Source organism: Gordonia liuliyuniae (assembly GCF_021739025.1).
Classification (GTDB): domain Bacteria; phylum Actinomycetota; class Actinomycetes; order Mycobacteriales; family Mycobacteriaceae; genus Gordonia; species Gordonia liuliyuniae.
Genome location: NZ_JAKKOT010000006.1, coordinates 352553 through 375408, shown reverse-complemented (window position 1 = coordinate 375408; position 22856 = coordinate 352553). Strand labels below are relative to the sequence as shown.

The following is a 22856-nucleotide window of genomic DNA, read 5'->3' as shown; positions in this document are numbered from 1 at the left end:
GCATGGGCGCCGAGGCGGTCGTCGACACGCTGACGGGTTTCGTCGAGGATCTGCGCGGGCGAGGGATCACTGTCGGGCCGTCGAACCTGATCGACGCGGGGCAGGCCATGACTGTCCTCGACCTGCTCGACCGTGAGTCGCTGCGCGAAGGGCTCGCGGCGACCCTGCTGTCGGACCACAACCACCGCGACACGTTCGACCTGTGTTTCGAACTCTGGTTCCCGCTCGGCAACGCGGCGCGCCTTGAGGCGTTCGAGATGCCGAGCGACGAGGACGGCGACGTCGACGTCGAGGCACTGCGTGAGATGATCGTCGACGTCCTCGCCGATCCGGAGGCGACGGCCGATGGGCGTTTCGACCAGTTGGTCGCGTCGATCGTCGCCGAGATGGGGCGATACGAGTCGGCGCGCGGCGAATCGTATTCGGTGTACCAGGCTATGTCGCAGATCTCGCCGCAGACGTTGATCGCGCGGATCGCCGCCGCGATGGCCGGCGGCCAGGGCAGCGACGGCGAGCGGGCGGGCACCGACGCCCTCAACCGGCAGGCCGCCCGCGGTGCGACCGACCGGCTGCGCGAGGCCGTCACCACCGAGACGCAGCGCCGGATGGCGGAGGTCCGCGGACGGGACGCGGTGTCGTCGTACGCGGTGCCGAAACTGCCGGAGAACATCGACTTCTTCTCGGCGAACGCCCAGGACATGATCAAGATGCGGCGCACCATCGACCCGATCGCGCGTCTGCTCGCGGCGAAACTGGAGTTCCGACGTCGCCGCAACAAGCACGCCGCCGTCGACGTCCGCGCCACCCTCCGCGCGTCGATGTCGACCGGCGGGGTGCCGATCGACCTGCGGCGTCGCAAACCGCGGCCGGGCAAACCCGAACTGATCATCATCTGCGACGTCTCCGGGTCGGTCGCCGGATTCAGCCAGTTCACCCTCCAACTCGTGTATGCGCTGCGCCAACAGTTCTCCAACGTCCGGGTGTTCGCCTTTGTCGACACGGTCGACGAGGTCACCGACTTCTTCGCCCACGGGAACGACGACACGCAGTTCGGCACCCGCATGACGGAGATGCTGTCGACGGCGCGGATCAGCACCCGCGACGGACACTCCGACTACGGACACATGTTGAAGGGGTTCGCGCAGACGTATCTGGACTCGTTGACGCACCGCAGCGCGCTGCTCATCCTCGGCGACGCCCGCAACAACTTCCGGCCCGCGCACGCCGACTCGCTGGCGAAGATCCGCGAACGGGTCCGCAACGCGTACTGGCTCAACCCGGAACGCAAGCAGGCGTGGGATTCGGGCGACTCGTCGGCGAGCGTCTACGCCGCCGAAGTCGACATGTTCGAATGCCGCAACGCCGATCAACTCGGTCGTGTGATCGCCGATCTGCTGCCGGTGTGAGGCTGCTACCGGAATGACACTGGGGCGCACCGCGTAAACTCACCGTCCATGTCATCGGAGACCGCGCGACCGCGCCGGATCGGCGTCATGGGCGGCACATTCGACCCGATCCACAACGGCCACCTCGTCGCCGCGAGCGAAGTCGCCGACCGGGTGAAACTCGACCAGGTGATCTTCGTCCCGACCGGTCGACCGTGGCAGAAGGAGGGCGAGCACGCCTCCGACCCGTCCCGGATGGTCAGCCCGGCCGAACACCGGTACCTGATGACCGTCGTCGCGACCGCGTCCAACCCGCGGTTCACGGTGAGCCGCGTCGACATCGAACGCGAGGGCGTCACCTACACCGTCGACACGCTCCGTGACCTGCGTGACGCGTTCCCGGACGACGAGCTCTACTTCATCACCGGTGCCGATGCGCTCGAGACCATCCTGACCTGGCATGATTGGGAAGGACTTTTCGAGCTCGCGAACTTCATCGGCGTGTCGCGGCCCGGATACGAACTGAACGTCAAACATCTGACCGAACATCTGGCGACCAAACCCGCCCGGTCGTTGCAGCTTATCGAGATCCCCGCCCTGGCGATCTCGTCGACCGACTGCCGCGACCGCGCCGCTGCGGGACGACCCGTCTGGTACCTGGTGCCCGACGGCGTCGTGCAATACATCGCCAAGCACGGTCTGTACCGAAAGGAACCCAGTGAGCGCGTCTGAAGAATCCACCGCGATGGCGACCATCGCCGCCCATGCGGCCGTCGATCGACTGGCGACGAACGTCGCCGCAATCGACGTCTCCGAACAGCTCGTCATCACCGACATCTTCCTGATCGCGTCGGCCGACAACGAGCGCCAGGTCACCTCGATCGTCGAAGAGGTCGAAGACAAGTTGCGTGCGGCCGGCCACCAGCCGCTCCGCCGTGAGGGCACCCGCGAGGGCCGCTGGGCGCTCTTGGACTACGGCGAGCTCGTCGTGCACGTCCAACACGACGACGAACGTGACTTCTACGGTCTGGAACGGCTCTGGAAGGACTGCCCGCTGGTCGAGCTCGACGGTGTCGAGCCCGCCGCCCGGCCCGAAGGCGACCGCGACGACGACCTCGTGCCGGGCTCGGAGTGAGAGGCGACCCGGATCCGGGCGACTCCAGCGTCGAGCGACTGACGCCGCGCGTACGCCGCCTGATCCTGCTGCGCCACGGCCAGACGGTCTACAACGCGACGCAACGGATGCAGGGCCAGCTCGACACCGATCTGTCGGATCTGGGCGTCGAGCAAGCGCGGATCGCCGGGGAGTCGATGGCCACCAGGTCGCCGTTGGTGATCCTGGCGTCTGACCTGCGTCGTGCCCACGAGACCGCCACGGCCGTCGGTACGGTGACCGGTCAGGACGTCACCACCGATCAGCGTCTGCGCGAGACGCATCTCGGCGACTGGCAGGGAATGACGCATGCCGACGTCGACGCCGCGATGCCGGGCGCACGCCGGCACTGGCGCGACGACGCGACCTGGTCGCCGCCGGGCGGGGAGAGTCGGGTCGACGTCGCCGCGCGCATGGTCCCGGTGGTGGCCGAACTCGTCGCGGGCCTCGACGACTGGGGGAACGGCAACGATCCCGACGCCCCCGTGGTGCTGGTGGCGCACGGCGGGTGCATCGCCGCGTTGACGGCGAGCCTCCTCGGGCTGCCCGTCGCGAACTGGCCGATCCTCGGCGGTCTCGCCAACACTGCGTGGGTTCAGCTGTCGGGGCATTCGACGACCGACACAGACCCTCCCGTGTGGCGGCTGGACGTGTGGAACGCGTCGGCCGAATCAGCTGTCCAGTAACGTCAGAGCGGCCAACAGCTAGGAGCACGCGTGTCCGGTTCGGTTCTTGTCCTCGGGGACTCCCTGTCGTACTACGACGAGACGGGTGGTCTGGCCGCCGACGATCGGCGGATCTGGCCGAACATCGTCGGCGAGCGGGTCGGGCGGCGCGTCGAACTGTTCGCCCGCATCGGCTGGACGAGCCGCGACGTGTGGTGGGCGACGACCCAGGATCCGCGGATCTGGGCCGAACTTCCGCAGGCCGACGTCCTGGTCCTCGCGTACGGCGGGATGGACTCGCTGCCGTCACCGCTTCCGACGGCGTTGCGTGAACAGATCAGATACATCCGGCCCGCGGCGCTGCGTCAGCGTGTGCGCGACGCCTACGCATGGCTGCAGCCGCGACTGTCGCCGCTCGGCTGGCCGATGGCGCTACCGCCCCGGGTGACCGTCGACTACTACGAGAAGGTCCGCGGAGCCGTCGCGCACCTGCGGCCCGACCTGCCGATCGTCGTCTGTCTGCCGCCGACGCACGACAGCCCCTACTACGGCAACGCGCACCCCGGACGTATCGCGACGACCACCGCGATCGAACGGTGGGCGCGCGCACACGATCTGCCGACGGTGTCGTTCTACGAGACGACGGCGGCCGCGTTCGCCGATCCGGACACGACGATGAATCCCGACGGCATCCACTGGAGTGTCTCCACGCACGCTGCGATCGCCGAGGTGACCGCTCCCGTCGTCGAGGGGGCGCTCGCCACGGAACCGACACCGGTTAACGTGTAACCGTGCCTGTCGTCATCGTCACCGATTCATCATCGCGGTTGCCTGCGTCACTGACCGATGTCCACACGATCACCCAGGTCCCGCTGCATGTGACCCTCGACGACGGGACCGAGTACCTCGAAGGCCGCGACGATGTCCCGCCCGATGTCGTCGCAGCGTCGGGTGCCACCACGTCGGGCGCGAGCCTGGCGGATCTGCGCCGCGCGTACGAGGAAGCGGTCGCACGCAGTGACGGCGACGGCGTGGTCGCCGTCCACATGTCACGTCGACTGTCCGGAACGTGGAGCGCGGCGCGACTGGCCGCCGACGCCGTCGACGGTGAGGTCCGCGTGGTCGACTCGCGGTCGGTCGGTGTGTCCCTCGGATTGACGACGATGGCAGCCGTGCAGGCCGCGGAGGCCGGCGCGACCCGCGACGAGGTGTACGAGGCGGCGGTGCGTGCCGCGGCGACCGCGGAGTCGATGCTGTGCGTGCAGAGCCTCGACAACCTGCGCCACAGCGGCCGACTCAGCCTCACCGGCCGCCTGTTGGGTTCGGCGTTGTCGATCAAACCGATCCTGCACATGTCCGACGGACTCCTGGCTTTGCGGGAACGGCACCGGACCATGACGAAAGCGATCGCGAAGATGGTCGACGCCGCCGTCGAACTCGCCGACGGGGAACCGGTGACACTCGGTGTCCAGCACTGTCAGAACCCGGACCTCGCGTCGGAACTCCTCGACACGATGCTCGAACGCGTCGACGACGTCACGTCGTCCTTGATCGTCGATCTCGGTCCGGTACTCGGCACCCATGTCGGTCCCGGCGCCGTCGGGGTCGCTCTCGGCTTCGGGCTGAACCCGCTCGACTGACTCACTCGTCTGACTCACTCGCCTGGCTCACTCGACTGGGCTCTCGTGATGCGCCACAGCTGTGGACAACCAGCGGGCCATCCACAGTTGGGCGGTTTTACCGGTTCGAGCCTTTCGTGATGCGGTGTCGCGACCTACCGTCCACGCATGGGGATGGAACTGCGGGCGGGCCGGGACCGCGACTCTGGGCCGGATCGATTGTCACGACTGATCAGCGCGCGCGCCGACACGCCAGCCGACGAACGCGATGACGAGAGCAACGACGTCGTCGCCGACCGGTGGGGCGAGACGGCGATGCCGGACTGGCTTGACACTCGGCGGGGGAGGCAGACGTGGAACGCGCGCCGGTCGTCTGGGTTCGAGTGTCTCGACGAGGAGGACGCGGAAGCTGCGGTCCACGGTGAGACGGGCGACAACGAGACGGCCCACGATGAGACGGGCGACGACGAGTACGACGAGTGGGAGGCGCCCCGCAGACGTTGGACCATGCTGCCTCCGGCCGCCATCGGGTTGATCCTGGTCGGGTTGATCGGATGCGGTTTCGCAGGCTACTCGCTGCTGAAGCAGAACGAGCCGGCGACACCGTTGGTGGCATTCGACGCCACGGCCGGCTCGACGCCGCCGTCGACGCCCGATGTCCCGGCGGCCACGAGTGAAAAGAACACACCTGCGGAGGTCGTCGTCAGTGTGGTCGGTCTGGTGCGCCGGCCGGGCCTGGTGCGACTGGCGGCCGAGTCGCGCGTGGCCGACGCGCTGGCGCGGGCGGGCGGCACCCGTCCGAACGCCGACACGATGAGTCTGAACCTGGCGCAGATCGTGCACGACGGCGATCAGATCCTGGTCGGGCAGAAGGGCGACGGCCAGGTCCGCAGCGCGGTGGTTGGTTCCGGCGGGGCGGCGGGGTCTGGCGGGGCCTCGGGGTCTGGCGGGAAGTCGGGGTCGGGCGATTCCGCCGGCGCGGGCCAGTTGGTGAATCTGAACACGGCTACCGAGGCGGAACTCGATGCGCTGCCGGGGGTGGGACCGGTGACGGCGCAGTCGATCATCGCGTGGCGGGAGGCCAACGGTGCCTTCGCGTCAGTCGACCAGCTCGCGGAAGTCGACGGTATCGGTGAGGGGCGGCTGGCCAAGCTGCGCCCGCTGGTCGCCGTCGGCTGATGATCGACCTCCGGTTGGCCGCGCCCGCGGCAGCCTGCTGGGCGACGACCGTCGTGACACTTCTCGTGCCGACCGGCGGGTCGCGAGTCGTTGTCGGGCTGCTCGCCGTCGGCGCGGCCGCCGCCGGATGGTGGAGTCGTGATCCGCACCGTCGGCAGGCGGCGGTGACGGTGGCCGCAGTGTGCGGGATCGGCGCGGCGGCGGGCGCGGTGGCATTGCTGCGGATCGCCGCCGTCGATGCCGCACCGATAGCCGACACCGTCGGTAAGCCCGTCGTCGCGATGACCGTCGACGGCGACCCGATGTACTGGCCGGGGCAGCACCGATTCAGCGTCGCCGTCCAGGTGGACGCGGTGTCCGGGCGTACTCAACGTCCGGTGGCCGCGCGGCTGACCGCGTCGTCGGACGTCGGCGATCTGCTGCCGGGGGATCGGCTGTCGGCGCGGGTCCGCATCGCCGAGGCGGCCGCGCCCGGCCGAGATCGTCTCGTCGCCGCGGACCTCACCGCGGTCGGTGACGTGCGCAGACTCGGCGTCGCTCCGTGGTGGCAGCGCGCGGCAGGCGTCGTGCGGCTCCGGCTGCGCGAGATCGCAGCGGGCGCGCTCGGCGGTCGTGCCGGTGGTCTGCTGCCCGGCCTGATCCTGGGCGACACCAGCGGACTCGACCAGGCCACACGCGACAACTTCCGCGCGGCCGGCCTGTCGCACCTGTTGGCGGTGTCCGGCGCGAACCTCGTGCTCGTGGTCGGTGCGGTACTGCTGTGCGTTCGCGGCTTGGGTGCTCGGCCGCGCACGGTGTTCGTTGTCGGTGTGGTCGCCGTCGTCGGGTTCGTCATCGTGGTGCGGCCGACCGACAGTGTGTTGCGTGCGGCGGTCATGGGCGGTGTCGGATTGGCGGCAGTCCTGTCGTCCAGGCGGTCGCAGGCATTGCCCGCGCTCGGCGCAGCGGTGATCGTCGTGGTCCTGTGGTGGCCGGAGATGGCGTTGGCACCGGGGTTCGCGCTGTCCGTGGCGGCGACGCTCGGTCTGGTCCTGTGGTCGGTGCCGATCCGTTTCGCGATGACCAACCGTGGCGTGCCCGAGTGGGCTGCCGCCCTGTTGTCGATGACGGTGGCCGCGCAGATCTTGACGACGCCGCTGGTGATCGCGCTCAGCGGGCAGGTCAGTGTCTTCGCTGTACCTGCGAATCTACTTGCGGCACCGGTGGTCCCGCTCGTCGGCGTCGCCGGGACCCTCGCGGCGGCGGTCGGCGCGCTCGGGCCTCGGTACGGGGTGCAGATCGTGCCAGCCGAACTCCTGGTGCGTGCGACGGGACCGCCAGTCCGTTGGCTCGTCGTCGTCGCCGACCGTCTGGGCGGTCCCGGCTGGGTCTCGCCCCAGGTGCCCGGGGTGCTCGCGGCCGTGATTCTCGTTGTCGTCGGTGCCGGCACGGCGCATTTCATCCGGACGAGAATCAGGGCCCGCAATTGAGCGTTCGGTCGACGGGGCTGCTGACGTGAGTCACCACGCCGTGTGGGAAGGTCCGGGTGTGGCTGATCTCGGAGTGCTGACTGTGGCGGCCTTGATGATTCTCGGCCTGGTCGGCGGCATCGGCATCACCGCGCTCGGCCCTGGCGGAGTTCTGCCGACGATCGGTCTGTTCACCCTCACCGGGCTGTCGGCGCCTGTCGTCGCCGGAACGGCCATCGTCACGCATGTCGCGACAGGACTCGCCGGGTCGGCGGCGTTCGCCAAATCCGGGCAGCTTCGTGCGCCTGACACCCGCCGAACCGCGATAGTGCTCGCTGCGACAGGGGTGCTCGGGACGCCACTCGGCGTGCTCGTGAACTCCTCCGTATCCGAGCGCGTATTCGGAATCATGCTCGCGGTTCTCGTCACTGCAGCAGCCGTGCTCATCTGGGTCCGCGATCGTCAGGCCGACGCGGGAGAGTCTGGTAGACACCCGCGCGCGGCAGCCATCGTCGGGCTCGGCCTGGCCGTGTCCATCGTCAGCGGGATCATCGGAATCGGTGGGCCGATGCTGGCGGTCCCGGCTCTGATCGCGTGCGGAGTGCCGGTGTTGGAGTCGTTGGCCGCGAGCCAGGTGCAGTCAATCGTGATCGCTCTCGTCGGTTCGGTCGGCTACGCGACTCAAGGCAGCATCGACTGGCAGTTGGCCGCTCTGATCGGCATCCCCGAGTTGGCGGGCGTCATCATCGGCTGGCGGATCGCGCACGCGCTGCCGACCCACGTCTTGAAAAACATGCTGATCGTGGCGTTGCTGGCCCTCGCGCCGTATCTTGCGCTCGCCTGATCAGGGAGTGTGTTGGAGGATGCTCGACACCTTCGACAGGGCCATACCGACGCGTTTGCCGCCGTCTCTGGGTACCAACTCGACGAAGTCCACCGGATAGTGACGTACCGCTGCCACTCGGTAGGCGGCCGACCCGCCACCACTGCTCAGATACAGGACGGCACCCGGAACGATGTTCATGATTCTCTCCACAGCTTTGAGGTGGTTGCGGTCACCGGATGCTGTATCCCGGTCGGGGAGTGCCGAAACATTCCACTGGTTGGGGTCGCGTGGTCGGTCGTCCCGGCCTCGCCGCCGGAAACGTAACGATCTGGTGCCATTGTGGCTGGTGGGGTTGGTGGTTCGGACGCTTCTCGTCATGATTCAGCGATGGGAGATCTCGTTCGAGCCTCGTCGGTGGCGGCGGTGACGTTGCTCGCCATGGCGGGCCTGCTGTTCGCGACCCCCGGCGTCAGCGGTGCCGAACCACCGGAGCAGTGGCGGTACACGATGGTCGCGTTCAGCAATGCCAGCGCTCGTGACATGGACGTGTACGAGTCGGGCGACGGCACGCAGTTCCGACCCGTCGCGAAAGCAGCGTACCGGCCGTCGTCCGGATACATCCGCGATGCGAGCATCATGAGGCACACCGACGGTCTGTACTACGTCACCTATACGACTGCGGACGGCGCGAATATCGGCTTCGCCCGCAGCGCCGACCGCCTCACCTGGACGCAGATGCGAAACTGGCCCCTACCGCTCTGCTGCGCCTTCCTGCCGGGGACCGGCGACGGCAAGGGGCCCGTGAACCCGTTCGGATTCACCGGATCGGCCGGCTTCAAAGACGGGCCGTCGCTGTCGCCGTTCGTGACCAAGGCGTGGGCGCCCGAATGGTTCGCCGACGGCGATCGCGTCAGCATCATCGTCTCCCTCTCGACCGGAGGAGGCTTCATGCCGTACGTGATGACGGCACAGGACCGGTCGCTACGGACCTGGGGTCTGCCCGTTCCTCTCCTGAGCATCGGCGCCGACCACATCGACACCACGGTGGTCAAGATCGGGCCCACGTATCACGCCTTCACCAAGAACGAGACGAAGAAGGTCGTTGAACATGCCGTTGCATCCTCGCTGACCGGCCGCTATTCCTTTGCCCCGCCGGGGGATTGGGGATCGCTGGTGGAGGGGCCGGCAATTGTCAGGCTGCCCGACGGTGCGTGGCGGTTGTACCTGGACTCCTACCGGGACGGCAGATATCTCTACTCTGACAGCACCGACGGCCTGCGCACATGGTCCACGGCGAAGGAGCTGCCCGGACTGTCCGGGACAGTGCGACACATCGGCATCATGCGCGAACCGGCGTAGTGCCCGGTGTCGTGGTCGGGGCTGCCTGCCCGCGCTAATCATCAGACCAGGTACCGGTCGGCCATGCGGCGGATCTCGGCGTTGAACGGTCCGGCGGCCTCGACATTGCCGGTGTGTCCGGTGTCCAGTCGGACTACGCGATCGAGTCGACCTGCCACGTCGAGCTGGTCGGCGATCTTGAGACCCATGCTCGGCGGTGTGAGCCGGTCTGCGGTGCCGACTACGACCGTCGCCGGCACGTCGATCGGCGATTCGGGCGTAAGAACGTCGATGTCCGCAAGCATGAGCGCGGTCGCAGCACGGACGCGAGGCTTGCACGCGGCGGTCACGTCGATGACGAATCGTGCGTGTTCGCGCGTTGCGACACGCGGGTTCATGAGTGCACGACGGACCGCCCACCCCGAAGCACGTCCACGGGGAATCCGCACAGGCGCTCCGAACAAGCGACGTGCGATGGCCTGGTGGCTGCGGCGGCGGCCGTTCAAGATCGGGGCGCCGATGCGCGTGCCCGCAGCGATGTCGCCGTGGGTGGTGTTAGCCAGTATCGCGGCCGACGACAGAGTGCGTGCCTGGTCCGGGTGGTCTCTCCACCACGCCTGCAAGGTGATTCCGCCCATGCTGTGCCCGACCGTCAATGTGCGTCGTCCACCGGTGAGTTCGGCGACGTAGTCCATCACACACGCGAAATCGTCCGCGAGCGTGCCTGCGCTGATCTCGCGTGCTCCCGACGAACTCTGGCCGTGACCGCGCTGATCGTAGGCGACGACGTGATACCGGTCGGCGAGCTCCAACTGGGGTGCCCAGTATTCGACACTGCACGCCCAACCGTGCGACAGCACGACGACTGGCCCGTCAGACGGTCCGAATGAGCAGACCCGGAGATGAGCACCGTCTGCGGTGGTGATCCACGTCGTGTGTCGCTCGTGGCCGTTGATAAGGCGGCTTACGTCCATTTGCGTACAGTACGCGATGGCAGCGTTTGCCGGGAGTCCCCACGGCCAGTCGGCCAAGTCCCAGTCCGCTCATTCTCCGGCGTCCCTCCGCATCGGCGGACACACACCGTCGTCCGCCGTCAGCTCGTAATGCCACACCTCGTTCGCATAGACCTGACAGAGCCCGAACTCGGCGCCATGCCGACTCATCCAATACGCGGCGTCGGCAGGTCCGACGTCGACGGCGAGACCGCGCACATGCTCGGACTCGGTCGACGATTTCACATGGCTCGCCGCGTAGTCCTCGCCCTGCTCCCTGATGGCCTGACGAAGAAGTGTGCCCTGCAACGCCTCACTGCGCCACCCCGATGTGAGACGTACGTCTACACCGTCGCGTCGAGCACGCCGAGCAGCCGCGCGGACAGCCGCGCGTAGCTCGTCGTCCAACTTCTCGACCGCCGAGACCTCCGCGAACGGCGAGATCGGGTCGTCGTCCGGTATATACCCGTCCAAGTCACCGGTAGTCGACGGAGCGCTGACCGCGCTGGACGACACAGATTGTGTGTGGGCCACCACAGCCGCGACGATGAGCGCTACCAACACTGCGGCGGCGACGGTCCCTCCCAACAAGATCGGAGATCGGTCTCGGCTGTTGGCGTTCGTGGTGTCGATGTTCATGCCGATGATGCTCGACCTGCGGTGTCGCCGTTGCCCGGCGTCGATGTCGTAGGGATGTATCAGTGTCGTAGCAGTAGCTGCAGGAGGAGTCCTCGCCCGGCGTGGCCGTGCTCCGTCGGTGCCGGGATGACAGGATGGACGAGTGAGTGATCGACTGTTCCTTCTGCTCGGCGATGACGACTTCCTGACCGGTCGCGTGATCTCGCGAATCAGCGCGGAACGCTCGCGCGAGGCGGGGGTCGACGTCCCGGTGACTCGCGTGCGTGCGGGAGAAGTCACCGCACCCGAACTCGCCGAACTGTTGAGCCCGTCGTTGTTCGCGGACGAACGCGTCGTCGTCGTCGAAGCGGCCGACGCCGCGGGCAAAGAACCGGCCGGACTCATCGTCGGGACAGCCACGTCGGTGCCCGAAGGCATCACGATGGTCGTCATCCACTCCGGGGGTGGACGCCAGAAGTCGATGGTCGGCCTCCTCCGCAAGGAGGGCGCACAAGAGTTCGCGTGTGTCGCGCCCAAGTGGCCGAACGAACGGGTCGACTTCGTGCGCGCTGAGTTTCGCGAACTCGGCGTCAAAGTGAGTGCCGAAGTAGTCGAGCTCGTCACCGACATGGTCGGATCCGACCTGCGTGAACTGTCCGCCGCCTGCCATCAGTTGGTCGCCGACACCAACGGCAAGGTCGACGCCGCGGCCGTGCGCACCTACTACACCGGGCGTGCCGAGGTGACAGGCTTCGAGGTCGCCGACAAGGCCGTCACCGGCGACCTGGCAGGCGCGATGGAATCGCTCTCCTGGGCCCAGCATCGTGGAACCGCACGGGTGCTCCTCGCCGATGCCCTCGCCGAAGCCGTGTTCGGAATCGCCCGCGTCCGCTCATTGGGCGGTGCAGACAAGTACTCGATCGCATCCGAGCTCGGCATGCCGCCGGGACGGGTCGGCAAGATCCAAGGTCAGGCACGCGCCTGGGACTCCGACTCGATCGGGAAGGCGATGCTCGTCGTCGCCGACCTCAACGGTGATGTGAAAGGGCAAGCCGCAGACATGGATTACGCCGTCGAACGCGCCGTGTCACAGGTCGCGCAACTGCGGCCGAGGCGGGGGCGGTAGGGGCCAGCTCGACCGATACGAGAAGAACCCCGACGGCCGCGTGGACACCGTCGGGGTTCGTCCCGTACATGCGTGTGAAGAGCTGCGGACCGGGGCCCGCGAAGAGTCAGAGCTTGTTGACTGCCACAGCCATCGCCGACTTCTTGTTGGCGGCCTGGTTCTTGTGGATGACGCCCTTGGACGCAGCCTTGTCGAGCTGCTTGCTCGTGTCGAGGAGCATCTCCGCCGACTTGTCCTTGTCGCCGGTGGCGACGGTCTCGCGGAAGGTGCGAATCGAAGTACGCAGGGCCGACTTGATCGACTGGTTGCGCTGACGGCGCGCCTCGTTCGTCTTGTTCCGCTTGATCTGCGACTTGATGTTTGCCACGCGAATTCCTTCTCGTCGTTGTCAGCGGCCGTTCGGCCGTCCGTACTGTGTTCTGGGCAGCGCTCCGCGACCGAGAAGTCGGCGTCAAGCGCAACAGCGGTCAACGATACCAGCGCCGGGGGGAGCCGCCCAAATCGTGAGGCCGACCGAGTCGGCCCGATTGCGCTCACCGTGATCCTAATAGGGTGGGGGCCATGTCAGTCGTCTACGTCCACGTCGGTCTGCCGAAGACCGGCACCACGCACATTCAGGGTCGCCTCTGGCAGAACCGGGATCACGCGATGGCCGCAGGCCTGCTGTACCCGGGCGTCAACATGGACGACCATTTCCATGCGGCGACCCACCTGCAACCCGAGCGGTACCTCGACTGGGCACGGCCCGAGCACGCCGGGGCATGGGCCGCCATGGTCGAACAGATGCGCGCATGGCCGCGACGCTCACTCGTCTCGCACGAGTTGTTCGCCAACGCGGGCCCGGACCGGATCCGCAGCCTGGTCGACGACCTGTCGTTCGCCGACGAAGTCCATGCGATCCTCACCGTGCGCGACCTCGGACGGCAGGTCCCGTCGGTCTGGCAGGAGAACGTCAAGAATCAGCGTCGCACCACCCTTGACGAGTTCCTCTCGTCGATCAGCGGCGGACCCGAAGCTCCAGGTGACGAACCGTTCTGGGAGTTCCAGGACTGTCGGCGCGTCCTCGCGGACTGGTCGTCGGTCGTCGGCGCCGACCGCGTCCACGTGGTGACCGTCCCCGCGAAAGGTTCCGCCGCACCCGGTGACGGACTGTGGGAACGGTTCCTGCGCGTCGTCGACGTCGATCCGGCCGTCCTCCCGGAACCGCCGGTCCGGGACAACAGCTCGCTGTCGGCGTCCCAGACTGAGTTCCTGCGTCGCCTCAACATGCGACTGCAGCCGACCGACGTCGAATGGAGTCGGTACGAGCGGCTCGTCAAACAGGTCCTCATCCACGAGGTGATGGCCGAGGTCGACGGCGGAGCCCCCATCGGACTCGCTGCCGACCAACTCTCCTGGCTCGCCGAGTACTCCGAGGAACTCGTCACGGCCGTCGTCGACGGCGAATACCCGGTGTCGGGGACGGTCGACGACCTGCGCGTCGCCCCCAGCGGCACCGACTCCCCGCCGGTCACCGATCAGCAGGCGTTCGACGCGGCGCTCGACGCGCTCGCCCAATGGGTGAAAGCGTCGACGATCATCGATCCGCCGGTCCGCTTGAAGACGCGGGTCGGCAATGTGGTGCGCGCCGTTCGACGTCGAACGCAGGCGCTGCGACGCTGACTCAGCTCCAGCCGAACCGGCTCGCCGCGCACTCTCGCGCGGCCGGAAGCAGCCAACCGTCGACCGCGTCCGCTGTGGTCGGTCCGACGCCGCTGCGCTCGGGTTTGAGGCTGTGGTCAGCTTTCTCGATCTCGATGAGCCGCGTCGGCCCGCCGAATGCCGGGAGCACAGCAGCGAACTCGTCGGACGTGCCGAACGCGTCGGAGCGGCCGTGCACGACGAGCGTCGGGACCGTGATCCGCGGGAGATGCGCGGTCCGCGCCTTGTCTGGTTTGCCGGGCGGATGCAACGGATACGAGGTGAGGAGCAGTCCGTCGGCGAGCCCGGGGTCGTCGGCGACGGCCATCGACGCCTGCCGCCCGCCGTACGACTGTCCGCCGACGATCACCGGACCGTCGACGGCGACCTTCTCTCGGAGCAGGGCGACCGCGGACCTGATGCCGTCCCGATCGAGCGCGGCCTTCGATGGCGACGGCGGTCCCTTCGGTCGGAGCTGACGATAGGGGAGGTCGATCCGCGCGACCGCGAGCCCGCGGTCGACCAACGCGTCGCTGAGAGTCCGGAGAAGTACGGAGCGTCGATCGCTGCCCGCCCCGTGCGCGAGCACGATCAGACCGGACGGGTCGTCGGGCGAGTCGAGGTCGGCGGCGACGGATCCGGCGGTCACGGTGGTGGCGTTCGTCACGCGGGCGACACTACCGTCACGCCGGCTGGTCGGGGAATCGTCGCCCGCCGGGTCGACGTGCGAAACTGGAGGGTGATTTGTGTGCCGGACCCGGTCCGGCCCCGCCGCCCGAGGAGTGAGTTCGATTCCCAGCTTCGCAGACACGACGTTCACCGATCCTGCCAAGATCAGGAACTTCTGCATCATCGCGCACATCGACCACGGCAAGTCAACGCTTGCGGACCGCATGCTGCAGCTGACCGGTGTGGTCGAGGAGCGGGCGATGCGTGCGCAGTATCTCGACCGCATGGACATCGAACGCGAGCGCGGCATCACCATCAAGGCGCAGAACGTCCGCCTCCCGTGGACGCTGGACGGCGACGACTACGTCATCCACCTGATCGACACACCGGGCCACGTCGACTTCACCTACGAGGTCTCGCGTGCGCTCGAAGCGTGCGAGGGGGCGATCCTGCTGGTCGACGCCGCGCAGGGAATCGAAGCGCAGACGCTCGCCAACCTGTACCTGGCGATGGACAACGATCTGACGATCATCCCGGTCCTGAACAAGATCGACCTGCCCGCAGCGGACCCCGACCGGTACGCCGCTGAGATCGCGCACATCATCGGCTGCGAACCAGAAGACGTGCTGCGTGTATCCGGGAAGACGGGTGAGGGCGTTCCGGCGCTGCTCGACGAGGCGATCCGCCAGATCCCAGCGCCGGTCGGCGATGCGGACGCCCCTGCCCGTGCGATGATCTTCGACTCGGTCTACGACACTTACCGTGGCGTCGTCACCTACGTCCGCGTGGTGGACGGGAAGATCGTTCCGCGCGAGAAGGTCTCGATGATGTCGACGGGGGCAACGCACGAACTACTCGAAGTCGGCATCGTCTCACCCGAACCGAAGGCGACCAAGGGGCTCGGCGTCGGGGAGGTCGGCTATCTGATCACCGGTGTGAAGGACGTGCGGCAGTCGAAGGTCGGCGATACTGTGACCACCGCGCGCGGCGGTGCGGGAACGCCGTTGACCGGCTACCGCGAGCCGCGTCCGATGGTCTACTCGGGTCTGTATCCGATGGACGGCTCCGACTACCCGGTGCTCCGCGAAGCGCTGGAGAAGTTGCAGCTCAACGACGCGTCACTCACCTTCGAGCCGGAGACGTCGGTGGCGCTCGGGTTCGGTTTCCGCTGTGGTTTCCTCGGTCTGCTGCACATGGAGATCACCCGTGAACGGCTCGAGCGCGAGTTCGACCTGAACCTGATCTCGACGGCCCCCAACGTCGTCTATCGCGTGGTGATGGACGACGGCAGCGAGAAGGTCGTCACGAATCCGTCCGACTGGCCGACCGGCAAGACCCGCCACATCTACGAACCGGTGGTGAAGACGACGGTCATCGTGCCGAGCGAGTTCATCGGCTCGATCATGGAGTTGTGCCAGTCGCGGCGCGGCGAACTCGGCGGCATGGATTATCTGTCGGAGTCGCGTGTGGAGATGCGGTACACGCTGCCGATGGCCGAGATCATCTTCGACTTCTTCGACGCGCTCAAGTCGCGGACCCGTGGGTACGCGAGTCTCGACTACGAGGAGTCCGGCGAGCAGGAAGCCGACCTGGTGAAGGTCGACATCCTCCTGCAGGGCGAGGCTGTCGACGCGTTCAGCGCGATCGTCCACAAGGACTCCGCGTTCGCGTACGGCAACAAGATGACCAACAAGCTGAAGGCGTTGATCCCGCGGCAGCAGTTCGAAGTCCCCTTGCAAGCGGCCATCGGATCGAAGGTGATTGCGCGCGAGAACATTCGGGCGATCCGCAAGGACGTCCTCGCCAAGTGTTACGGCGGCGACATCAGCCGTAAGCGCAAGCTGCTCGAGAAGCAGAAGGAGGGCAAGAAGCGTATGAAGACGATCGGCCGTGTCGAGGTTCCGCAGGAGGCGTTCGTGGCTGCGCTGTCCACCGACGAGGCGGGCGACAAGCCGAAGGGCAAGTAGCGCGATGAATCCGGTCCTCGCCGACTCCGGTCTGCCGTACGGTCTGCCCGACTTCGCGTCCATCTCCGACGACGACTTCCTGCCCGCGTACGACGCCGCGTTGGCCGAGCATCTCGCCGAGGTCGGCGACATCGCGTCCGACCCGGATCCGGCGACATTCGTCAACACCGTGGAGGCGCTGGAGAACTCCGGTCGTGCCCTCGCGCGAGCTAACGGGATCTTCGTCAATCTCGAAGGGCCCGACAGCAATCCGGCGCGTCAGAAGATCGCGCAGACGCTCGCCGTCCGCCTCACCGAGCACGCCAACACGATCGCGATGAACCCGCGGCTGTTCGCGCGGATCGAAGCGGTGTACGCGACGCGCGAGGAGGTCGGACTCACCGAGCCGCAACGGCGACTCGTCGAGCAGCGATACCGGGACGCCGTCCGCGCGGGTGCCGCGCTCGACGAGACGGGCCAGACGCAGATGCGGGAGTGGTCGTCGCGGCTGGCGACGTTGACCACCGACTTCGGCCAGCGTCTCCTCGACGACACGAACGCGTCGGCAGTCCTGTTCGACGACGTCGCCGACCTCGACGGATTGTCGGACGGCGAGATCGCGGCCGCACGACGGGCCGCAACAGACGCCGGTCACGACGGCTACCTCATCGCGTTGGAGCTGCCGACGAGTCAGGGCAGCGTCGCCAAGCTGACCAGCGCCGACGCACGCCGACGGGTCTTCGAGGCGTCGATTCGTCGGTGCGCGCGCGGCAACGAGTACGACACGCGTGACACGGTGCGCGAGATCGTGGAACTGCGTGCCCGTCGCGCGCGGCTCCTCGGTTACGCCGACCACGCCGAATACGTGATCGCCGAACAGACTGCTCCGAGCCCGCAGGCCGCAGCCGATCTGCTCGCCGACCTCGGTGACGCGGCGATGGCTGCGGGCGGACGGGAACTCGACCGGATCGCCGACGGCGCGCAGTTGCAGCCGTGGGACGTCACGTACGCGCTCGCCGCGTCACAACGGTCGGGCGGCGGCATCGACATCGACGAGTTCGAGCAGTACTGCGAACTCGAATCGGTGCTGCGCGACGGTGTCTTCACCGCTGCGCACACGCTGTACGGGCTCACCATGACCGAGCGCCCCGACCTGCACGGCTACCATCCGGACGTCCGCGTGTGGGAGGCCGCCCGTGACGGCGAGGGTGTCGGCCTCTTCCTCGGCGACTTCTTCGCCCGCCCGTCCAAGCGGGGCGGCGCATGGATGAACAACATCGTCGACCAGTCCCGCAGTCTCGGGACGTCGCCGATCATCGTCAATGTGTCGAATCTGACCAAGCCCGACGACGGCGAGAAGTGCCTTCTCACACTCGACCAGGTGGTCACCGTGTTCCACGAGTTCGGGCACGCGATCCACGGACTGCTCTCGGACGTCGACTACGTGTCCCAGTCGGGGACGTCCGTCCCGCGCGACTTCGTAGAGTTCCCGTCGCAGGTCAACGAGATGTGGGCGCTTCACCGGGACGTCGTCGGCGGCTACGCCAAGCACTATCGGACCGGCGAGCCCGCGCCTGAGGCGCTGCTCGACGCGGTGCGCGCGGCGACGGCCACCGAGACGGCCCACTCGACCATCGAGTATCTGGCGGCCGCCGCCCTCGACCTGGCCTGGCATCGCCTCGGTCCGGACGAGATCCCCGTCGACGTCCTCGCCTTCGAGGAGCAGGCGTTGCGCGCGGCGGGGCTGTGGTCTGAGCTGATCGGGCCCCGCTACCGCACGACGTACTTCAACCACGTGTTCGCGGGCGGCTACTCATCCGGCTACTACTCGTACATCTGGTCGGAGGTGCTCGACGCCGAGACCGAGCAGTGGTTCCTCACCGGCGGCGGATTGGACCGCGAACTCGGCCGGGCGTTCGCCGACGCCGTCCTCTCCCGCGGCGACAGCGTGGACCCGGTGCAGGCGCACGCGGCGATGCTCGGTCGCGACGCCCAGATCGGACCGCTGCTGGCGCGGCGCGGTCTCGCCGCGCCCGGCGAGTAGGGTGACGGCATGAGCGGAGCGCTGGCGTGGTGGGACTCGGTGGAGGAGTGGCTCACCGGTCTCCCGTTCATCCCTCAGCTCATAGTGTTCCTGTTGGTCGCGATCCCGCTCGCGACGATCCTCGCCTTCGGGGTCAACTACCTCGTCGGCAAAGCGTTTTCAGTGCTCGCCCGACGTGACGTCGGCGACGATCACGGATTGGGTATCTAGATCTCATGTTCCGTTCCAAAGTCACCTTGGCGCTCGTCGCGCTGCTGATTCTCGTCATCATCGCCTGGCTCATCCTGCGCTGACGGGAGCGGGTGAAGACAGACCCGCCCACTGTCGACCCGAAAGCGAGAGTTCGAATCAGTGTGAGCGCAATGCCGATCTACGTTGAGGTGCAGATCGCAACGTTGTTAGCGTCATCGAGTGAACTCGGAGAAGACCTATCGGCGCGTGCGGCGTCCGCGCCGGATCATCGGCTGCCTCGCTGTCGTCGCAGCACTCGTCGTGTCGGTCGCCGCGTGCGGCGGCGGATCGACGGACGAGCCGGGCGGCATCGACATCTCGTCGGGCAGCAGGCATGTGAACCTCGCCGCCTACGCGGTCCCGAAGGTCGGCTTCGACATGGTGATCCCCGCGTTCCGGGAGACGCCGGAGGGCCACGACATCGGTTTCTCCCAGTCGTACGGCGCGTCTGGCGACCAGTCGCGTAAGGCTGCTCGCGGACTGCCCGTCGACGTCGTCAACTTTTCGGTGGCGCCCGATGTGACGCGCCTGGTCAAGGCGGGCGTCGTCGACGAGGACTGGGAGGACCAACACCCGAACAAGTCGGTTGCGTTCGGTTCGGTCGTCGCGCTGGTCGTCCGGGAGGGCAACCCGAAGAACATCCATACCTGGGACGATCTGCTCAAACCTGGAGTCGAGGTCGTCACCCCGAACCCGGGTAGCTCCGGTTCGGCGAAGTGGAACCTCCTCGCGCCGTACGCAGCGAAGAGCGACGCCGGGAAGAACCCGGACGCGGGTCTCGGGTACATCCGGGAACTGGTGCGCAACCACATCCACGTGCTCCCGAAGTCGGGTCGTGAAGCGACCACGACGTTCCAGCAGGGGCAGGGCGACGTGTTGATCAGTTACGAGAACGAAGCGATCATGCTCGAACGAGACAACGCCGGTGCGCCGGCGTCGCAGCGCGTCGAGTACATGGTCCCGTCGGACACTTTCCGCATCGACAACCCGGTCGCCGTCGTCAACACGAGCGACGACCTCGCTGCGGCCCGGACCTTCGTCGACCATCTGTTCACCCCGCCCGCCCAGCGGCTATGGGCGCAGGCCGGTTTCCGACCGACGGATCCGGCGGTCGCAGCTCAGACCCGAGGCGACTTCCCAGGCGACATCACGAAGCTGACGACGATCGAGGACCTCGGTGGCTGGAAGGATGTCGACAAGCAGCTGTTCGGGTCAGACGGCGCCATCACCGCCGTCTACGACGAGGAGGCGGGCAGTTGAGCACCGCAGAGACCACCGAAGCTCCCGCCGGGATCAGTAAGGCCCGTCGGTCGAGCACCGGCTTGACCGTCGGCGTCGCCGGCCTGTGGCTGAGCATCATCGTGCTGCTGCCGTTGGCGGCCATCGCCGCTCAGTCGTTCGACGACGGGCCTGCCGGATTCTGGGACGCGATCACCGCGAAACCTGCTCTGCAGTCGCTCGGCATCACCGTGGTGGTGTCGCTCGTCGTCGCGATCATCAACGTGGCCTTCGGCACGTTGATCGCGTGGGTCCTGGTGCGCGACGAGTTTCCCGGCAAGGGGTTCGTCAACGCGATCATCGACCTGCCGTTCGCGTTGCCGACGATCGTCGCGAGCCTCGTGCTGCTGTCGCTGTACGGGCCGAACAGCCCGATCGACGTCCACCTGTCGGCGACGCAGCCCGCGCTGGTCATCGCGTTGACGTTCGTGACGCTGCCGTTCGTCGTCCGACAAGTGCAGCCGGTGCTCATGGAACTCGACCACAGTGTCGAAGAGGCCGCATCGGTGCTCGGCGCCAGCAACCGGATCATCTGGACCAAGATCGTGCTTCCGGCCCTGCTGCCATCGATCCTGACCGGCGCGGGCCTGGCCTTCACTCGCGCGATCGGCGAGTTCGGATCCGTCGTCCTGATCGGCGGCAACATCCCGGGCAAGACGCAGGTGTCGTCGCAGTACATTCAGCAGCAGATCGAGGTCGACGAGCCCGTCAATGCGGCCGCCGTCTCGGTCGCACTGCTGGTGATCGCCTTCATCGTCCTGTTCGTCCTGCGCGTCATCTCGCGCATCCAGACTCGTCGAGAGGGCTCGGACTAATGATCGTGTCGAGGTGGACGCGGCTCGGGCTGCGCAGTATCGCGTTGATCTACCTGTTCGTTCTGCTGATCGTTCCGGTCGGCCTGATTTTCTGGCGGTCTTTCGAGCACGGTTTCGGCCAGTTCTGGGAGTGGATCACCACGCCTGCTGCGATCTCAGCGTTGCAGCTGTCGCTGCTGATCGTCGTGATCGTGGTCCCGCTCAATGTGATCTTCGGCGTGGTGACGGCGCTCGCGCTTGCTCGCGGACGTTTCCGCGGCAAGGGGATCCTGCAGGCGGTCGTCGACCTGCCGTTCGCCGTATCCCCGGTGGTCGTCGGCGTCGCGCTGATCGCACTGTGGGGCGCGGACGGCTGGTTCGGCGGTCTCGAGTCGCTCGGCATCCGCATCATCTTCGGACTGCCGGGCATGGTGCTGGCGACGATCTTTGTGACTCTGCCGTTCGTGGTGCGCGAAGTGGAACCGGTGCTCCGGGAGATCGGCACCGAGCAGGAAGAGGCCGCGGCGACGCTCGGGGCCACGGGATGGCAGACGTTCTGGCGGATCACGCTGCCAGCCATCCGCTGGGGTCTGACCTACGGTGTGGTCTTGACTGTGGCTCGCGCGCTCGGCGAGTACGGTGCCGTCACGATGGTGTCGTCGAACTTCCCGGGCGTCTCCCAGACCCTGACTCTGTTGGTGCACTCCCGGTACACCGACGACTACAACGAGTTCGGCGCGTACGCCGCCGCGACTCTGCTGATGCTGGTGGCGATCCTCGTGCTCGTCGTCATGACCATCGTCGAACGACGCGTACAAGGACGAGTGGCCGACGCGAGCGCGTCGATCGTCGAAGAGGAGAAGAACTGACATGTCCATCTCGGTGATCGGTGCCAACAAGAGGTACGGGGAGTTCGCGGCCCTCGACGACGTGTCGATCGACATCCCGGAGGGTTCGTTGACGTCGCTTCTCGGACCGTCGGGCTCCGGAAAGTCGACGCTGCTGCGGGCCATCGCGGGCCTGGACACGCTCGATTCGGGGACCGTCAAGATCAACGGCCGCGATGTGTCGAAGGCGTCGCCGCAGCAACGCGACATCGGTTTCGTATTCCAGCATTACGCGGCGTTCAAACACCTGACGGTGCGGGAGAACATCGCTTTCGGGCTCAAGATCCGCAAGCGGGGAAAGAACGAGATCGAGAACAAGGTCGACGAGCTCCTCGAGATCGTCGGGCTGACCGTCTTCCAGAAGCGGTACCCGGCACAGCTTTCAGGCGGTCAGCGGCAGCGTATGGCATTGGCGCGAGCACTGGCCGTCGACCCGCAGGTGCTGTTGCTCGATGAGCCCTTCGGTGCGCTCGACGCGAAGGTTCGCGAGGACCTGCGTCGATGGTTGCGGAAGCTGCACGACGAGGTCCATGTGACCACGGTGCTCGTCACGCACGACCAGCAGGAGGCGTTGGACGTCTCCGACCGGATCGCCGTCCTCAACAAGGGGCGCATCGAACAGGTCGGCGCACCGGACGAGCTGTACGACCACCCGGACAATGTGTTCGTCGCGTCGTTCCTCGGTTCGGTGTCCAAGTTGAACGGTGAGCTGGTCCGTCCCCATGACATCCGTCTGGGGCGCACACCCGAGATGGTGTTCCCCGGGCCGGACTCGTCGTTGGACACCGGAGTCGTCAAAGCCGAGATTCTCCGTGTGGTGAATCTCGGCTTCGAGACGCGCGTCGAGTTGAAGGCTGCGACGACGGGCGAAGAGTTTCTGGCTCAGATCACCCGCGGCGATCAGAACGCGTTGAATCTCGTCGCAGGCGAGGAGATCTTCGCGCGGGCCACCAAGGTGCCAGAACTCGATTGACGGAC

The 22856-nt window shown here is 67.1% G+C and carries 24 protein-coding genes; 19 read left to right on the top strand and 5 right to left on the bottom strand.

Annotation, left to right across the window (positions count from 1 at the left end; genetic code table 11):
• Window positions 1–2 precede the first annotated feature (2 nt).
• From L5G28_RS14990 to L5G28_RS14950, 9 genes are all read left to right on the top strand, one after another.
• Window positions 3–1406, top strand: a complete 1404-nt coding sequence (locus L5G28_RS14990; RefSeq protein WP_237002205.1) for a vWA domain-containing protein — start codon at window positions 3–5, stop codon at window positions 1404–1406.
• Between the two features lie 48 nt (window positions 1407–1454).
• Window positions 1455–2117, top strand: coding sequence for a nicotinate-nucleotide adenylyltransferase (gene nadD, locus L5G28_RS14985; RefSeq protein WP_236998709.1), 663 nt, complete (start codon window positions 1455–1457; stop codon window positions 2115–2117).
• A complete protein-coding gene (gene rsfS, locus L5G28_RS14980) occupies window positions 2104–2520 on the top strand; it encodes a ribosome silencing factor (RefSeq protein WP_237002204.1) in 417 nt (138 codons plus the stop codon). The genes nadD and rsfS overlap by 14 nt, the downstream gene beginning before the upstream one ends.
• Window positions 2517–3224 carry a histidine phosphatase family protein gene (locus tag L5G28_RS14975; protein WP_237002203.1) on the top strand — a complete coding sequence of 236 codons (708 nt, stop codon included), beginning with the start codon at window positions 2517–2519 and terminating at the stop codon, window positions 3222–3224. The genes rsfS and L5G28_RS14975 overlap by 4 nt, the downstream gene beginning before the upstream one ends.
• Before the next feature lie 30 nt (window positions 3225–3254).
• Window positions 3255–3992 carry a diglucosylglycerate octanoyltransferase gene (gene octT, locus L5G28_RS14970; RefSeq protein ID WP_236998706.1) on the top strand — a complete coding sequence of 246 codons (738 nt, stop codon included), beginning with the start codon at window positions 3255–3257 and terminating at the stop codon, window positions 3990–3992.
• A 2-nt stretch (window positions 3993–3994) separates the two neighbouring features.
• Window positions 3995–4843, top strand: coding sequence for a DegV family protein (locus L5G28_RS14965; protein ID WP_237002202.1), 849 nt, complete (start codon window positions 3995–3997; stop codon window positions 4841–4843).
• Window positions 4844–4990: 147 nt separating this feature from the next.
• A complete protein-coding gene (locus tag L5G28_RS14960) occupies window positions 4991–6001 on the top strand; it encodes a helix-hairpin-helix domain-containing protein (RefSeq protein WP_236998704.1) in 1011 nt (336 codons plus the stop codon).
• Window positions 6001–7470: a ComEC/Rec2 family competence protein gene (locus L5G28_RS14955; protein WP_236998703.1), complete on the top strand. Its 1470-nt coding sequence runs from the start codon at window positions 6001–6003 to the stop codon at window positions 7468–7470. Before L5G28_RS14960 ends, L5G28_RS14955 begins: the two co-directional genes overlap by 1 nt.
• Before the next feature lie 58 nt (window positions 7471–7528).
• Window positions 7529–8293 (top strand): sulfite exporter TauE/SafE family protein, encoded by a 765-nt coding sequence (locus tag L5G28_RS14950; protein ID WP_236998702.1) that lies wholly within the window; start codon window positions 7529–7531, stop codon window positions 8291–8293.
• Here L5G28_RS14950 and L5G28_RS14945 read toward each other — a convergent pair whose 3' ends face one another.
• A complete protein-coding gene (locus L5G28_RS14945; RefSeq protein WP_236998701.1) occupies window positions 8294–8473 on the bottom strand; it encodes a hypothetical protein in 180 nt (59 codons plus the stop codon).
• 189 nt (window positions 8474–8662) lie between these two features.
• Between L5G28_RS14945 and L5G28_RS14940 the strand changes: the two genes are divergently transcribed.
• Window positions 8663–9634, top strand: coding sequence for a glycoside hydrolase family protein (locus L5G28_RS14940; protein WP_237002201.1), 972 nt, complete (start codon window positions 8663–8665; stop codon window positions 9632–9634).
• Between the two features lie 41 nt (window positions 9635–9675).
• Here L5G28_RS14940 and L5G28_RS14935 read toward each other — a convergent pair whose 3' ends face one another.
• Both L5G28_RS14935 and L5G28_RS14930 read right to left on the bottom strand, forming a co-directional pair.
• Window positions 9676–10587, bottom strand: a complete 912-nt coding sequence (locus tag L5G28_RS14935) for an alpha/beta fold hydrolase (RefSeq protein ID WP_237002200.1) — start codon at window positions 10585–10587, stop codon at window positions 9676–9678.
• Between the two features lie 69 nt (window positions 10588–10656).
• Window positions 10657–11244, bottom strand: a complete 588-nt coding sequence (locus L5G28_RS14930) for a D-alanyl-D-alanine carboxypeptidase family protein (RefSeq protein ID WP_237002199.1) — start codon at window positions 11242–11244, stop codon at window positions 10657–10659.
• 142 nt (window positions 11245–11386) lie between these two features.
• Between L5G28_RS14930 and holA the strand changes: the two genes are divergently transcribed.
• Window positions 11387–12349 (top strand): DNA polymerase III subunit delta, encoded by a 963-nt coding sequence (holA, locus tag L5G28_RS14925; protein WP_237002198.1) that lies wholly within the window; start codon window positions 11387–11389, stop codon window positions 12347–12349.
• Window positions 12350–12455: 106 nt separating this feature from the next.
• Here the strand turns inward: holA and rpsT are convergent, their stop codons facing one another.
• A complete protein-coding gene (gene rpsT / locus L5G28_RS14920; protein WP_236998696.1) occupies window positions 12456–12716 on the bottom strand; it encodes a 30S ribosomal protein S20 in 261 nt (86 codons plus the stop codon).
• A 194-nt stretch (window positions 12717–12910) separates the two neighbouring features.
• Here rpsT and L5G28_RS14915 point away from each other — a divergent pair, with 194 nt between their 5' ends.
• Entirely contained in the window at window positions 12911–14011 is a 1101-nt protein-coding gene (locus tag L5G28_RS14915; RefSeq protein WP_237002197.1) for a sulfotransferase family protein, read from the top strand.
• 1 nt (window position 14012) lies between these two features.
• On the opposite strand, the gene L5G28_RS14910 is transcribed toward L5G28_RS14915, so the two are convergent.
• Window positions 14013–14696, bottom strand: coding sequence for an alpha/beta hydrolase family protein (locus tag L5G28_RS14910; protein ID WP_237002196.1), 684 nt, complete (start codon window positions 14694–14696; stop codon window positions 14013–14015).
• A gap of 115 nt (window positions 14697–14811) precedes the next feature.
• Here L5G28_RS14910 and lepA point away from each other — a divergent pair, with 115 nt between their 5' ends.
• From lepA to L5G28_RS14875, 7 genes are all read left to right on the top strand, one after another.
• Window positions 14812–16665 carry a translation elongation factor 4 gene (gene lepA / locus L5G28_RS14905; RefSeq protein ID WP_237002195.1) on the top strand — a complete coding sequence of 618 codons (1854 nt, stop codon included), beginning with the start codon at window positions 14812–14814 and terminating at the stop codon, window positions 16663–16665.
• Between the two features lie 4 nt (window positions 16666–16669).
• Window positions 16670–18688 carry a M3 family metallopeptidase gene (locus L5G28_RS14900; RefSeq protein ID WP_237002194.1) on the top strand — a complete coding sequence of 673 codons (2019 nt, stop codon included), beginning with the start codon at window positions 16670–16672 and terminating at the stop codon, window positions 18686–18688.
• A 9-nt stretch (window positions 18689–18697) separates the two neighbouring features.
• On the top strand, window positions 18698–18898 hold the full coding sequence (locus tag L5G28_RS14895; RefSeq protein ID WP_236998691.1) for a hypothetical protein: 201 nt from the start codon (window positions 18698–18700) through the stop codon (window positions 18896–18898).
• Between the two features lie 201 nt (window positions 18899–19099).
• On the top strand, window positions 19100–20179 hold the full coding sequence (locus L5G28_RS14890; protein ID WP_237002193.1) for a sulfate ABC transporter substrate-binding protein: 1080 nt from the start codon (window positions 19100–19102) through the stop codon (window positions 20177–20179).
• A 32-nt stretch (window positions 20180–20211) separates the two neighbouring features.
• A complete protein-coding gene (gene cysT / locus L5G28_RS14885) occupies window positions 20212–21012 on the top strand; it encodes a sulfate ABC transporter permease subunit CysT (protein ID WP_236998767.1) in 801 nt (266 codons plus the stop codon).
• Window positions 21012–21860, top strand: coding sequence for a sulfate ABC transporter permease subunit CysW (gene cysW, locus L5G28_RS14880; RefSeq protein ID WP_236998689.1), 849 nt, complete (start codon window positions 21012–21014; stop codon window positions 21858–21860). The genes cysT and cysW overlap by 1 nt, the downstream gene beginning before the upstream one ends.
• A 1-nt stretch (window position 21861) precedes the next feature.
• Complete coding sequence (locus L5G28_RS14875; RefSeq protein ID WP_236998688.1) at window positions 21862–22851, top strand: sulfate/molybdate ABC transporter ATP-binding protein; 990 nt, start codon at window positions 21862–21864, stop codon at window positions 22849–22851.
• Window positions 22852–22856 lie beyond the last annotated feature (5 nt).